The organism is Butyricicoccus sp. AM05-1, from assembly GCF_003474415.1.
Taxonomy (GTDB): domain Bacteria; phylum Bacillota; class Clostridia; order Oscillospirales; family Butyricicoccaceae; genus Agathobaculum; species Agathobaculum butyriciproducens.
The window spans coordinates 1-14291 of the sequence record NZ_QUDG01000004.1 but is presented as its reverse complement, the minus strand read 5'-3'; the positions used below and the strand labels follow the sequence as shown (position 1 = coordinate 14291).

Below are 14291 nucleotides of genomic sequence, written 5' to 3'. Positions count from 1 at the left end.
GTTTTTACTACCCGGGCAAGGCTTTTCAGCCTCCGGCGTCCGTATCGTTTTCTCTTTTGATTACGTCTTAGCCGAGCAGCGTCCAGAAATCACGAACCGGGTTGATGTTCTCATAGATATCGGTAACATTGAAATCAGAAACGTGCAGCTCGCTGTACGGGGTGGAACCCTCAGCCGGTTCGATATCATCGCGTACCGGCCAGCCGCCCAGCGTATTGAAGTACTTGTAGCCGGATACATCGCCGTCTGCGCCGCCCATCATGAAGCGGACCAGCAGCTTGGCAGCATTCGGATGCTCGCACTCGCCGACAACGTACAGGGTGTTGATCTGCGGGATACCAGTGGTCGGCTCGAGGTTTACCGGAGCGAGGCACCAGTTGTTATCCTCGTTCTTACGTAGCTTGGAGGAAGCGCAGAAGCCGATCGGCGGATTGGTCTGACCCTTGGTACCTACAGCTTCCGCGATCTCGTCAGAAGAAGAGGTGAAGATGGGTTCGTTGTCATGCAGACGCTTGAGGAACTCATAGCCTGCGTTCTCGCAGCCGTCGGACAGCGTCAGCTCTTTACCGTACAGCTCCTTGTAGGAAGCAGCCAGCTCATCCGGAACATCGCCTACGCAGAAACCGGTGATCCAGGAGCCCCATGCCAGATTATCCAGCGGGTTCTGCATCATGACACGGCCCTTCCAATCCGGCTCGGTCAGCTGCCAGATATTCGTCACCGGAGAACCGTCCGGATAGGCTTCACTGTTGTAGAACAGCTGCGTCAGCTCGACATACATCGGGGTCTGCGTCTTGGTGTACTTTTCATCAATGTGCGACAGGATATCTGCCGGCTTGTAGTTATAGAACTTGCGCGGCAGAATATACTCGTTGTACAGCGTACCGTCCTGATCCTTGATATGCACCACATCGGCAACGTGCTGACCGGCATCATACTCACGGGTAACCTTTTCCAGCAGCTCGTTGGTGGAAATATCGAACGGCTCTACTTCAACGCCGGGATACTTCTCCATGAAGGCATTGGCGACCTTGGTGATACGAGAGGAAATCGAATAGATGGTTACCTTGCCCTCTTCCTTCGCCTTCTCGTACAGTTCCTCATCGGTCTCATCCGTGTTGAAGATACCGGAGGACTCTTCCCACTCGCTCAGCTGGAGCGTGCCCGCTGCCGCTGCCTCATTCGGATCCTGCGCGGCATCGCTGCCCGGATCCGTCGTCGCTCCGCCTCCGCCGCACGCGGTCAGCGAGAACATCATCGTTGCTGCCAGAATACCTGCTAAAGTGCGCTTGTGCTGTAACATTTGTTTTTCCTCCTTCAGTTTCCTCTCTTTTTTTCTTGTGAAAGTGCGAATGGATGGTATGGTGCTTATTCAACCGAATACTTGATGAGGTTTTCGGTTTTCTTATCAAATACGTTGATCTTGGTGGTGTCGATCGACAGATAGACCACCTGATCCGGGTTGTAATGCGTAATGCCGAGTGCCTTGATGACCATGCTCACGCCGCCGACCTTGACGGTGACCAGAGTCTCGGAGCCGGCAGGCATCGAGGTGTAAATATGCGCTTCGATGTCGGACGGGGACTGACGCGAGGTGTTGATGGCAATCTGCTCCGGACGAATGCCGAGCACTGCATCGAACGATGCTTCCTGCGGCATATTCTCGTCCTTGAGATGATCAGCCGGGAATGTCATCCGACCCAGCACGCTGTTTACTGTCAGACCGGAAGCGGAAGCCTCTGCCTTGCCGTCAACAAAGTTGATGCGCGGGTTGCCGATAAAGTCTGCCACATACAGATTAGCGGGGTTGTTGTACAGCTCCAGCGGATGTGCCACCTGAATGATGATGCCTTCGCGGAAAATCGCGATCTTGGTGGACATGGTCAGCGCCTCGACCTGATCGTGGGTAACGTAGATCATCGTCGTGCCGGTTTCGGTGTGCAGACGCTTAAGCTCGCTGCGCATATCCACGCGGAGCTTTGCATCCAGGTTGGACAGCGGCTCATCCATCAGCAGCAGATGCGGCTCGGAAGCGATAGCGCGGGCGATTGCAACACGCTGCTGCTGGCCGCCGGACAGCTCGGACGGGTAACGGTCTACATACTGGCCGATCTGCATTCGTCCAAGGGCATCCTTGATGCGGCGATCTACCTCATCCTTGGGCAGCTTCTGGATATTCAGACCGAACGCGATGTTCTCGCGCACCGTCATATGCGGCCACAATGCGTAGGACTGGAATACCAGGTTAAGGTCACGTTCGCTCGGAGGCGCGAAATGAGCCTCCGCAGCGTTGACGATTTCCTTGCCGTCCATGTGAATGGTGCCGTTCTGCGGCTTCTCCAAGCCGGATACTACACGCAGCGTGGTAGTTTTGCCGCAGCCGGACGGGCCGAGCAGCGTCATAAAGTCACCGTCTTCAATCGTGAGGTTTACATCCTTCAGAATGTGGTTCTTACCGTAGAATTTATCAATATGCTTCAGTTCAATTTTGCTCATTTTCCAAACTCCTTTTTTCCGGTTATACCATGCGGATCAACCGCCCATGCTCTTCGCCAGATCTGCGTCGCCAAAGATATTCGCCAGTGCGTATACCAGGAATACGATGGAGAACATGACGATTGCCACGCAGTCAGAAGCCTGCGGAGAGTTACTGTTCTGATACTGGAATGCCAAATACGGCAGCGTGGAGGTTTTCGGGGTCATCAGCAGGATGATCAGATCGAGTTCCTTCATAATGGAAACGAAGATCAGCATGAAGCCCGAAATGAAGCCGCCCTTGGAAAGCGGGAATACAATGCGAATAAAGCGCTTGAAGAAGCCTGCGCCTGCAATCTCGGCTGCTTCCTCCAGCTCGCCGCCGATCTGCAGCATATTGGAGGTGCCGGCGCGGGAAGCGAACGGCAGATGCTTTACAACAGAGGTGATGGTCAGCAGGGCGAACGTGCCGTACAGGGACGGAACCAGCGTTACACCGAACAGCTGCTGCGGACGGGAGAACATCGACAGGAAGATACCGCCGAATGCGATGGACGGGATCAGATACGGAATAAATACCAGCTGCTCTACGACCTTGCCGTGCAGCTTGCCGCGGCCCTTGGCGCAGATATAACCGATGATCTGACCGAAGATGGTGCCGAATACACCGTTTACAAACGTCAGCTTGAGGGAATTGATCAGCGAATTGATAAAGTTAGCATTCTTGAAGATACCCGGCTGACCTTCCATTACCGTTGCGATCGGATCGCCGATCCAGTAGTGCAGCGTCAGGTTGGACAGCGAGTAGTCGCCCTGCCGGAGCATAAAGGACTCGAGGATCAGCAGTGCGATCGGCATGATGATGCCGAAAACAAAGAACAGGAACAGCACGGCCGTGATCAGCAGCTTATGCTTGCCCAGACGGATCGGGGTGGAACGGCCGCCCTTGCCGCCGATGGTGGCGTAGGACTTGCGCGAGCCGATCAGCTTCTGGTTGACGAATACCGAGATCGAAGCGATGCAGATCATGATGAGTGCCATGGCAAACGCGGTCTGGGTATTCTGGGACTTGCTGTTCATGTACAGCTGGCTGGACAGGGTCACGAAATTAACCTTGGAGCCCAAGTAGTTGATAACGCCGAAGGTGCCGATCGCCTTGGAGAAGGTCAGGATAACGGCGGAAAGCATAGCCGGCAGTACCAGCGGGAAGGTGATCTTGCGGAGAATGGTCGCCTTGCCTGCGCCCTGGATCTCGCCCATCTCCTCCAGCTCGGAGTTGATGGAGTTCAGTGCTGCGGAAACCAGCAGATACGCATATGCGTAATAATGAAGCGAAAGCACGGTGATGATCGCGACCGGGCCGTATGCCAGCCAGTCGGGAACATTAATGCCGAGACTCATCAGGAAGCCTGGCGAACCGCCGATGCGTTCGGTCTTGAACATGGTCAGCCAAGCCTGCGACTTACACCAGCTCGGGATCATATAAGGAATGATAACTGCCAGCGAGAAGAACGGCTTGAAGGGAAGATCCGTGCGGACCATCAGCCATGCAAGAACCGATCCGATCAGGATCGCGAAGAACGATACGCAGACACCGATCAGCAGCGAATTGAGCAGCGGCTGGAGCAGCATCTGCTTGGTCAGTGCGCTGCCGAGCAGGCGCTGCCAGTAATACAATGTGAACGATCCCGCTGTGCCGCCCGCCAGTCGTGCATCCTTCTGTGCCAGCGTAAACGAGGTCGAAATCATATCCAGCAGAGGAAGAACGATCAAGTAGGTCAGCAGCACGATCGCGATCAGCACGATCAGGTTATATGGGTTGGTGACAACCGCCTTGATCTGGTTCTTTAACCTTCTGGATTTGGAGTAGTTCTGATCTTTTGGTTTCATTTCAGTTTTGCCCCTCCTTCAAATTCCGATTGTATTGTTCCACCGCGGTCACCACTTCGGGCAGCGAGCCGATCTTGACATCCGGCTCATACCCCATGCCGCGGTACTTTTCGTCTTTGTGATAAATGCGAGGGTTATCGATCTGAATCATCAGCGGCCATCCGGCGTTTCGCACGCCGCGCACATCGCGGGAGATGGTATCTCCGACGTAGGCCGCCTGTTCTTTCCCGATTCTCATTTCGTTCAGCGCGATCTCGAAAATCTCCGGCCGCGGCTTGCGGATACCGCAGACGCTGCTCATCGTAATCGTTTCAAAATACTGCGCTATGCCGTGTTCCTCCAGAATGCGCGGTACGAAGGTCGTGCTCATAATGTTGGAGATTACACCCAGCCGATACCCGCGCTGCCTGAGAGCCTCCAGCGTTTCCTTCAGCCCCTCGCGTTTGACGATGTGCTTGCGGTATCGGTCGAACATGTAGCAGAGCTCCTCGCCCAGTCCCGCAAGTTTTTCTGCCGGAATGTCAAAGTCCTTCAGGAAGAACTTCTGCCAGATCACATCCGGCGGCAGCTCGATCAGTTCCTGTTCGGTATAGGCCTTGTATGCTTTGGCGCCTGCATTGATGTGCTCCAGAAGCTGCTCCGGCGTTTCTGCTGTGTAAATATGATTCATATGAAGGAAGCACCACAGTCGGCGGATATAATCGCGGTCACTCTCCGGGGTAGCGTCCTGTGTATGTACGGTTCCTCCAATATCGAAGAAAACAGCTTGTATCATAACAACTCCTCTCTCTTCCCTTTTTTCTTTACTCCTGCATTTTCATTTGCATCACGTTTTACGCAAACGTTTTCATTTCCTGATTCAACCGTACCACTATCTCCCGGCTATGTCAATAAAAAATCACATTCTCCTATCAAAGTTTTATGATATTCACAATTTACATCCAGGTGTTTTCGTTAATTATGCACAGTTGCTTTTCTCTCCACATTCCCGTATACTGTAATCAACGCAAACGTTTCCGTAGAAATGAGAAAGAAGGATTCGTATGAAATATGATCTTATGCTGATCGGACCCGCCACGCGGGACATCAATATCGACTATACCGGTCAGGAAGTCCGCGAAATCGGCGGCGCTGTATTCTTCTGTGCATACGCTGCCGCAGCCGCTTCCGCAAACCTTTTCGCTTCAGTCAAGATCCATCCGGACGATACCGATGTACTGGATGCATTTCATCTGGACAGCGACCATATCGCCGTGCTGCCCGCCCAATGCACCACCCTGATGCAGAACACCTACTTCACCGCCGACCGTGAACGCCGCAAGGCCGAATGCCTGGCACAGTCGGATGCCATCACTCCCGATCAGATCCCCGATGTGGACTGCGGCCTGTATCATCTGGCCGGTCTGCTGTACGGCGATTTCCCCAACGAGCTGATCCCCGCGCTTTCCAAAAAAGGCAAGGTATCCGCAGATATTCAGGGATTTCTCCGACACAACGAAAACGGCCTGATGAACTTCCATGACTGGAAAGACAAGCTGACCTATCTCCCCTATTTTGATTTTCTCAAAACCGATGCGGCAGAAGCCGAGATCCTCACCGGTCTGACCGACCGCCGCGCTGCCGCCAAGCAGCTTTATGAATGGGGCGCAAAGGAGATCCTGATCTCGCACAACAGCGAAATGCTGGTCTATGACGGCAAGGACTATTATACCTGCCCGGTCAAGGCACGCAATCTGTCCGGCCGTACCGGACGCGGTGATACTACCTTCGGTGCTTATCTTGCCAAGCGCATGATGGGCGTTTCCATCCCGGATGCGCTGCTGTTCGCTACCGCAGCCGTTTCGCTCAAAATGGAAACCCCCGGTCCGCTGCAGGGTCCCGAACAGGCTGTCCTCGACTATATCAAGGAATTTTACGCCTGAGTCCATCCGGAACCGCTTCGGCACCCGGAACATATCTGATATTTTTCCCGCCTTCTGCCGTTATCCTTGTCTTTCCCCGGCAAATACGGTATTATATTCTTATTAAAACTACTATGGGAAGGAAGCGGCATCTATGCGACAGCACATTACCATCAAAGATATCGCCCGCATTGCCGGTGTTTCGACTTCTACCGTCTCCCGCGCACTCAGCAATTCGCCTGAACTGAGCGAGCAAACCCGCCAGCGGATCCTGGAAATCTGCCGACGGGAGGGCTACCGTGTCAATGCACTCGCACGCAGTCTGATCTGCAATAAAACCAACGTCATCGGCCTGATCGTTCCCGAGGTGACCAATCCGTTCTATGCCGAACTCTCTCTCGGCATCGAAACGCACGCACGCAGCCTCGGCTACAACGTGATCCTGTGCAATGGGCAGAATGATCCCAAAGTGACCGAAGAGCTGTTCGGTTTCCTGATCAGTCATCAGGTTGACGGCATCATCCTTGCCAGCTCACAGCAGGATGCAGGAACCATGATCCAGAATTTCGCTCCCCGACTGCCTGCCGTTCTGCTCGGAACGCCGGCACTCGTCAGCGGCGATGAGGTCAACTCGGTCTGCATTGATAATCTGGCAGGCGGCCGTCTGGCAGCAGAGCATCTGCTGGAACTCGGCCACCGTGACATTGTCTATCTGGGCAACCGCCCCAACAGCCTGACGCACCAGCTTCGTCTGCGCGGCTTTACCGAAACACTGGAAAAAGCAGGTATCACCCCGCAGGTCATCGACAATCCGCATGGTTGCTCCTCGATCGACATCGGCTGTGCACTCAGCCGGGAGCTGTTCGCAAACGGCTGTTCCGCCACTGCGATCTTCGCCTCGACCGATTCCATGGCGCTCGGCGTATTGCAGGCAGCAGACGAATACGGCATCTCTGTCCCCGATGATATTTCCCTGCTCGGCTTTGACAACATCATTTATTCCGCACTGCCAAAGATCGAGCTTTCCACCGTCGATCAACGCAAGCAGCTTCTTGCAGAAGCCACCGTTGATCTGCTCACGCGCATCATTGATTCGGATGCGCAGGACGAGTTCACGCACCGCATGATTCGTCCGACACTGGTTTCGCGCAGCTCATGCCGCGCATCAAAAAAATAAATCCACAGCACTGCGCACCGACCGCCTTTCTCTCTTAACCCTTTTATCACACACAATACACCAACAGGTCAACCGCAGCGCTGCTGATTGAGAATGCCGCAGGACTCTGCGGCATTCTCATACACCAAAAGGAGGAGCTTATGTACCGCATTGAAACCCATCTGCATACCACCTACATCTCCCGCTGCGGCTGGCTTGGCGCGGAGGCCATTATGAAGTATTATACCGCGTGCGGCTATGACGCGATCTGCGTCACCGACCACTACAACCGCGAATGCTTCGACTATGCCGAAATTGATCTGACCACCCCCGGCAGTAAAACGCAGGCCTTCCTGCAGGGCTATCACCGGCTGAAAAAAGTGTCCGAAAAATACAATATCCGCGTGTATGCGGGTGCTGAACTGCGTTTTGATGAATCGGACAATGATTACCTGCTGTACGGCTTTCACGATGCCCTGCTGGCCGATCCGGATCGCGTCATGCGCGAGGGTCTGGCGGCCTTTGCCCCGCAATACCGCGCAGACGGCGCACTGCTCGTGCAGGCACACCCGTTCCGCAAAAAATGCACCCCCGCTCCGGCTGAATATCTGGACGGCATCGAGGTGCTCAACCTCAACCCCCGCCATGACAGCCATAACGATCTTGCGCTGGCCTATGCCAAGGAGCATCATCTCATCATGACGGCCGGCTCGGACTGCCACCGTCCCGGCGATCAGGGTACGACCGGTATTCTGTCCGACACCCTCCCCGAAGACAGCTTCGGTCTTGCAGATCTGCTGCGTTCGGGCAACTATACCATCATCCGTCCCGAATGCACCGAGGATTGAGACAAAACGATACCATGTAAAAGCTGCTGTTGCCCCAACGCAACAGCAGTTTTTTTGTCGTACATCACGCTTTATTCCCGATGCACCGCAAACGTTTTCCGTTTGTATTTCACCTTTTATTCTTCTTGTTTCATGCAGTTTGCCTTTTCGATTGTTCATTCTGCATAAAAGTATTTTTATTTCATTGTATATTCCGTATACGTTTGCGCTTGTTTTGCACAAAATAATCTGGTAGAATATCATCAGTAAAAAAAACAAGACTGAATTGAGGTAATTGTAATGCGTAAGAATTTTTCCAAGTTTCTGATGAACACCGCTATGTTTGAGCTGTCCTGCGATCCCGGCACCACTAAGCTGTTCACTGCACACCGCACCAGCCGCAAGTAAGCTGCTCCTCAGAAAACACAAACTCCGCAAGCGAAAACGCTTGCGGAGTTTTTTCTGTTCCGGGCAGCGACAGCCGCCGGCTGCGCCCCCGTTTATGGTTTATCTTTCAAAGGATCATGCTGCAATGCGCTGCATGATGGTCGCCATCTCCGCACGGGTGATGGTAGACTTCGGCGCAAATACCTTGCCCGGCTTGCCCTGCACCAGACCGGTCTTTGCACAGTAGGCTACGCCTGCTGCTGCCCAGTCGGCAATCGTGCTGCCGTCGGTAAACTGCTTGACGATGCTGCTGTCTGCCGCGGTATCCTCACCGCTCAGCTTGCGCTGACGGGTCAGAAGCGTTGCTGCCTCCTGACGGGTCACACTGCGGTCGGGCGAGAATTTGCCGCCGCCGACACCCTGCATGATACCGGTCTTTTCTGCCCATGCAATCGCGGTGCGAGCCTGATGCGTTACCGGAACATCGCTGAAGCTGTCAGTCAGCTTGGTCTTGGGCTGGCCTGCCAGATTGTACAGTGCCTGTGCGACCTGTGCACGGGTCAGCGCCTTGTTCGCGCCGAACTCGTAAGCCTTATCACCGGAGAGCAGACCGTTTTTGGTGACATACTGCGCCGCATCATAGTACCATGCGCCTGCCGGAATATCGGTAAAGTCCTCTGCGTCCTTGCCTTCGCGCAGGGTGTTGCGGATCTCGTAGCTGTCCACTGCCTTGAAGCTGTTCCAGTTGTCCTCATCCTGCTTCTGGTAAGCGGTGCCCTTGATGGAATTCTCGCTGAACTCGATGATGGAGAATACCTGCTTATCCTCTTCATCGGTGTAGAAATCGGTGGAGTAGTCCGAACGAGCCGGAATGTACTCGTAGAACTTGTTGCCTACCGTACCGCCGGTCAGATAGGTCGTGCCGTCGCCGGTATTGACCTTAATGTCGTTCTTCACGGTGGAACGGATATAGATGTGGTCATGGCCGTTGAGGAACAGGTCAACGCCCATTGCGTCGAGCGAATACTCGCTGTCGTTGATATAATAGTCGCGTACATCCATCGGATCATGGTTGGAGGTATACGGGCCTGCGTGCGTCATAACGATGCGCCATTTCTTGTCGGAAGCATCCAGCACGCTCTTGCACCACTGCAGCTCTTTCTTCATGATCTCTGCCTTCTTGTCGGCCGGCGTAACCTCGCCGTTCAGGATTACGAAGATCGCGTCGCCGTACTCAAAGTAGCCCATTGTGCGGTCGAACTGCGGATAGCCGGTGTTCGCACCCGACATATTGAAGCGCTGTGCGAACGATACGAAATTCCAGTCGCCCTTCATCTCGTGGTTGCCCGCAACGGTAACGGTCGGATACTTGGCGTAGTAATCGCCCATAACGTCAAAGCATGCCTCCCATTCGGTGGACTTATAGCCGTTCTGGGTGGTGTCGCCTGCGGAGATCATCAGATCCGGGTTCGGGCAGATCTTGAGTGCCTGATCGATAGAATCCTTGAAGCTCATGTAGTTCTCTACGGACTCAGACTGCGGGTCAGAGTAGAAGATAACGCTGAAATTCTTATCCGAAGCGGACTTCGGTGCGGTGAACGACTTTTCCTCGCTCATGAAGCTGCCGCCGTCGCCTACGCGGTATACATACTCGGCAGACGGTTTCAGGCCGGTGATTTCCACACGATGTGCGGCTTTTTCCTTATAGCCTGCGGTTACGGATTCTACATAAGAGGTGCCGGACTTGCTCTCCCACTTGGAAGTGCCCTTGACCTTGTACTGAATAACGCTCTTGGTGACAGCGGGGTCAGTCAGCCAGCTGAAGCGCAGGCCGCCCTGCTTGGTATCCGGCGTAATGGTGATCTGATCGGGTTCGCCCTTTACCTTGCCGTCATCAATATTCAGCACGATCGGCTCGGACTTGGTGTACGGCTTGGTTACGGTTTCCTTGTCGGTCTTAACCTCGATATAGTAGAACATATCGCCGGTCTTATCGGTCGGCAGAGAAGCGGTGTAGGTGCCATTCGATTCCTTCATGGCAACAGCGGTATCGACCTTGGAAGAATCATAGCCGTAGTACAGGGTCGCGCTCTGTACCTTGTCGCTGGTGACGATGCGGGCAGAGACCTCGGCCTTGCCTTTATGCGGTGCGGTGTTCAGCGCGCGGGAGATAATGCGCGTGCCGCTGACGGTGTAATCCACTGCCGGGAAGATAGAGGCATCATAGCCGCGCAGAACAGGCTGCTTGCCGGAGGCACTCCAGTCCCAAACCTTGCTCATATCCCAGCCGAGTGCTTCATAGGTGGACTTATCCTGCATTTTTGCGGCGGAAACATCCTCCCACTTAATCGGCTGCTCGGTCGGCTCGTTGCCGGACAGCAGCGTGCCCTCCCATGCAATATTGCCGGTGATGTTGGTAGCTGCCTCGTCGTCGAGCTGACCGACGATCTTATCCACGTCCGCAACGCCGTTGATAACGGTCTGTGCAGAAACGCTGTCCTTGAGCGTTTCACCGGCGTTGAACGAGCCTGCAATACCGCCCGCATGACCTACCGTGCCGCTCTTTGCGATGGTATCGACCGTACCGGCTGCAAAGCAGCGTGCCAGATAGCCGCCGCCGTCCTGAATGCCGGCAACGCCGCCCGCATCATACGGAGCGGAAACGTCTGCGTTGACGTAGCAGTCCTCAACATGACCGACGATCGGGCCTTCGCCCTCCTTCAGCTTGCCGCAGATACCGCCTGCGGTGTGCGAGTTGGACAGATCCAGGCACTTAACCTCACCGGTGACAACACAGCCGGTAATCGTACCGTAGTTGACGCCTGCCAGCGCGCCGACGTTCTGCTGACCGGTAACGTAGCAGTCGAGCAGCGCAACATCCTTGATATACGCCTGATCGTCCTGATTGCCGACATAGCCGAACAGGCCGGCATATTTCTTTTCATATTCTACGCGCAGTCCCTTGATCGCATGGAACTGACCGTCAAATGTGCCGGTAAAGCCCTGATCCTTTTTGGAAGCAATCGGCTTAAATCCTTTGACGCCGGTCATATCAATATCGGCAGTCAAAACATAATGTCCATCGCGGGGAGCGCCGTCCCTCCAGCTGCCGGACAGATAGAGCAGCTGGTCCGGGGTAGAGATTTCATAGCAGCCTGTTGCCTTATTATATACCGGCGGCTTTCCCTTGTCGCTGGCAGCAAAGGCTCCCGTCGGGAGCATCGTCAAAGCCATTGCAGCAGACAGCGCCAAACTGAGTATGCGTTTTTTCATGTATCTCGGACCCTCTTTCTTAAAATTCTGTTTCTTTCCCGATTCTGCAGCGAAATCTCATTCCTCCTCCCCGTGCAACAGATTCGTGTGGTTATGCATTCCGTTTTCTTTCTCGCAAACGTTTGCGTAACTTGTACTTATAATTCTATCCCTGTTCCGTCAGAAAAGCAATCTCACTTCTCACCAATCTTTTCAAGCAAAAATTATGCATTTCTTCCTCAACGCGTGTCCGCTGCTGCGCGCAGAAAAGCTCCCGCCGGAACCGATCAACCGTTCCAACGGGAGCTTTTCTGTAATTATCCCTGCTTGCGGGCAATGGCACGCAGCGCTGCTGCCGCAATATCCTCTGCAGTGAGGTTATACTGCTGCATAAGGAAATCCTGCGGGCCTACCTGACCGAAGCGGTTCTGGATGCCGATACGCTCCACCGGAACCGGATTCTTTGCGCTCGTCAGGTTGGTGATGGCAGAGCCGAGACCGGTGCCGACCTGATGGTTCTCTGCGGTGACGATGCAGCCGGTCTCTGCAGCCGCACGGAGCACCAGCTCCTCGTCAAGCGGCTTCCAGGTGTGCATGTCGATCACGCGGGCGGAAATGCCCTTTGCTGCCAGCTGCTCCTCTGCCTTGAGTGCCTCGTCTACCAGAATGCCGGAGGCAATAATGGTTACGTCCTTGCCGTCGCGCAGCGTAACACCCTTGCCGATCTCAAAATCAGAGCCGTCCGCATACACGGTGGTGAAGCCCTTGCGGATCAGGCGCATGTAGGACGGACTGCCGCAGGCAGCCAGCTTCCTGGTCAGTGCCTTGGTCTGTGCAAAGTCGCACGAGTCGATAACGACCGCGTTCGGAATGTTCATGTACAGCGCACAGTCCTCAAACGGCATGTGGGTTGCGCCGTTGAACGCTGCGCAGACACCCGGGTCGGAACCGATCACATGCACCGGCAGTTCAGAGTAGCCTGCTGCCAGAAATGCCTGATCGAACATGCGGCGGGCAGCAAAGCAGCCGAACGAGTGCGCGAATACGGTCAGGCCGGTGGCGGCCATGCCGGAGGCAACGCCCATGGCGTTCTGCTCCGCGATGCCTGCGTTAAAGGTCTGGGCCGGGAACGCCTTCAGCAGCTTTCCGGTGTTGATGCAGCCCATCAGGTCGCAGTCAACGTGCATCAGCTTGGGGTTCTCCGCCATCATTTCGAGCATGGCTTCTACATAGCCGTCGCGGTTGGCGCGGCTGTCCTTTTCATGCTTGCCGATCAAAGTAAAACTCATTGTATTCCCCTCCCTTACTTTTCGTTTTTCACTGCAGCCAGAGCGACTTCGGATGCGGCGATCGCTTCATCCCACTGCTCCTTGGTCGGCTGCGAAGAATGTGCGCCGGACGGCTCGGCAAAGGTTGCGCCCTTGCCCTTTACCGTGTTCAGGATCAGGCAGGTCGGCTTGCCCTTGCACGCCTTCGCCTGCTCGAGTGCGTTATAGATCTGCTCAACATCGTTGCCGTCGGCTACGTCAATAACATTCCAGCCGAATGCGTCAAACTTGGCGCCGATGCCCTTGCCGTGGCTCATAACGTCGGCAACCGCGCCGTCCAGCTGACGGCCGTTGTTATCCACGAGACAAACGAGGTTATCCAGCTTGTAGTGTGCGGCAAACTGCGCTCCTTCCCAGATCTGACCCTCGTCACACTCGCCGTCGCCTACGGCAACGTAAACACGGCTCGGACGATTCTGCGCACGATTGCCGAGCGCCGCGCCGATGGCTTCGCTCATGCCCTGACCGAGCGAGCCGGTCGTCAGGTCAACGCCGATGGTCTTGCTGCGGTCGGTATGCGACGGGAAATTCGTGTTCGGCTGGTTGAGCGTGTACGCGCTCTCCATCGGGTAATATCCCTTGAGACCGAGCGTCGCATACATGACCGGGCCGCCGTGTCCCTTGGACAGAACGAACCAGTCGCGGTCCTCCCAGCGGGGATTCTTCGGGTCGATATGCATAACCTCGCCATACAGCACCGCCATAGCATCCGCCATCGACATCGAGCCGCCCACATGGCCGAAGCCGCGCGACGCGATCACCTTGAGCGTTTCCAGACGGATTTCCGCCGCAAACACACGCAGCTCGTGCAGTTTTTGCTTATCCATTGCTTTCCTCCTTGAAATTACGGTTTGCAGAACAAAACCCGCCCTTCCGCAATAAAAAGGACGGGTCTTGTTAGTTTTTATCGGTGATATTGCCGCTTTCGTATCGGTCTGCCGGTTAGACATACTCCATTTTGACATGGAACCGTCAGACCTTCCTTATGCAGCAGTTCTCACAGAATTTACTTTATGTTTTAGCCAATGCGCGCGATCTTCTTCGCCAGTTCCTTCTTCATTTCCATGTTGGACTG

The 14291-nt window shown here is 54.8% G+C and carries 10 protein-coding genes; 3 read left to right on the top strand and 7 right to left on the bottom strand.

Going from position 1 to position 14291, the window contains the following annotated elements; all coding sequences use genetic code 11:
- Positions 1-67: 67 nt before the first annotated feature.
- The 4 genes from DW088_RS07455 to DW088_RS07440 form a co-directional block, all read right to left on the bottom strand.
- Complete coding sequence (locus DW088_RS07455; protein WP_117751211.1) at positions 68-1303, bottom strand: ABC transporter substrate-binding protein; 1236 nt, start codon at positions 1301-1303, stop codon at positions 68-70.
- A gap of 65 nt (positions 1304-1368) precedes the next feature.
- Positions 1369-2496, bottom strand: a complete 1128-nt coding sequence (locus DW088_RS07450; protein ID WP_118360252.1) for an ABC transporter ATP-binding protein — start codon at positions 2494-2496, stop codon at positions 1369-1371.
- A 36-nt stretch (positions 2497-2532) separates the two neighbouring features.
- Complete coding sequence (locus DW088_RS07445) at positions 2533-4365, bottom strand: ABC transporter permease (protein WP_118360251.1); 1833 nt, start codon at positions 4363-4365, stop codon at positions 2533-2535.
- A 1-nt stretch (position 4366) separates the two neighbouring features.
- Complete coding sequence (locus DW088_RS07440; protein ID WP_118284896.1) at positions 4367-5140, bottom strand: HAD family hydrolase; 774 nt, start codon at positions 5138-5140, stop codon at positions 4367-4369.
- A gap of 268 nt (positions 5141-5408) precedes the next feature.
- Between DW088_RS07440 and DW088_RS07435 the strand changes: the two genes are divergently transcribed.
- The 3 genes from DW088_RS07435 to DW088_RS07425 all read left to right on the top strand — a co-directional run bounded on the left by DW088_RS07435 (position 5409) and on the right by DW088_RS07425 (position 8270).
- Entirely contained in the window at positions 5409-6287 is an 879-nt protein-coding gene (locus DW088_RS07435; RefSeq protein WP_192924436.1) for a PfkB family carbohydrate kinase, read from the top strand.
- Positions 6288-6420: 133 nt separating this feature from the next.
- Positions 6421-7443, top strand: a complete 1023-nt coding sequence (locus tag DW088_RS07430) for a LacI family DNA-binding transcriptional regulator (RefSeq protein ID WP_118360250.1) — start codon at positions 6421-6423, stop codon at positions 7441-7443.
- A gap of 140 nt (positions 7444-7583) precedes the next feature.
- On the top strand, positions 7584-8270 hold the full coding sequence (locus DW088_RS07425; protein WP_118360249.1) for a PHP domain-containing protein: 687 nt from the start codon (positions 7584-7586) through the stop codon (positions 8268-8270).
- 501 nt (positions 8271-8771) lie between these two features.
- Here the strand turns inward: DW088_RS07425 and DW088_RS07420 are convergent.
- From DW088_RS07420 to DW088_RS07410, 3 genes are all read right to left on the bottom strand, one after another.
- Positions 8772-11909, bottom strand: coding sequence for an S-layer homology domain-containing protein (locus DW088_RS07420; RefSeq protein WP_118360248.1), 3138 nt, complete (start codon positions 11907-11909; stop codon positions 8772-8774).
- A gap of 296 nt (positions 11910-12205) precedes the next feature.
- On the bottom strand, positions 12206-13177 hold the full coding sequence (locus tag DW088_RS07415; protein WP_118360247.1) for a transketolase family protein: 972 nt from the start codon (positions 13175-13177) through the stop codon (positions 12206-12208).
- Between the two features lie 14 nt (positions 13178-13191).
- Positions 13192-14043: a transketolase gene (locus DW088_RS07410; RefSeq protein WP_118360246.1), complete on the bottom strand. Its 852-nt coding sequence runs from the start codon at positions 14041-14043 to the stop codon at positions 13192-13194.
- Positions 14044-14291 lie beyond the last annotated feature (248 nt).

Excerpts from the sequence above, each read along its gene's own strand:
- DW088_RS07455 (WP_117751211.1), bottom strand. The coding sequence starts at position 1,303 with ATGTTACAGCACAAGCGCACTTTAGCAGGTATTCTGGCAGCAACGATG.
- DW088_RS07450 (WP_118360252.1), bottom strand. The coding sequence starts at position 2,496 with ATGAGCAAAATTGAACTGAAGCATATTGATAAATTCTACGGTAAGAAC.
- DW088_RS07445 (WP_118360251.1), bottom strand. The coding sequence starts at position 4,365 with ATGAAACCAAAAGATCAGAACTACTCCAAATCCAGAAGGTTAAAGAAC.
- DW088_RS07440 (WP_118284896.1), bottom strand. The coding sequence starts at position 5,140 with ATGATACAAGCTGTTTTCTTCGATATTGGAGGAACCGTACATACACAG.
- DW088_RS07435 (WP_192924436.1), top strand. The coding sequence starts at position 5,409 with ATGAAATATGATCTTATGCTGATCGGACCCGCCACGCGGGACATCAAT.
- DW088_RS07430 (WP_118360250.1), top strand. The coding sequence starts at position 6,421 with ATGCGACAGCACATTACCATCAAAGATATCGCCCGCATTGCCGGTGTT.
- DW088_RS07425 (WP_118360249.1), top strand. The coding sequence starts at position 7,584 with ATGTACCGCATTGAAACCCATCTGCATACCACCTACATCTCCCGCTGC.
- DW088_RS07420 (WP_118360248.1), bottom strand. The coding sequence starts at position 11,909 with ATGAAAAAACGCATACTCAGTTTGGCGCTGTCTGCTGCAATGGCTTTG.
- DW088_RS07415 (WP_118360247.1), bottom strand. The coding sequence starts at position 13,177 with ATGAGTTTTACTTTGATCGGCAAGCATGAAAAGGACAGCCGCGCCAAC.
- DW088_RS07410 (WP_118360246.1), bottom strand. The coding sequence starts at position 14,043 with ATGGATAAGCAAAAACTGCACGAGCTGCGTGTGTTTGCGGCGGAAATC.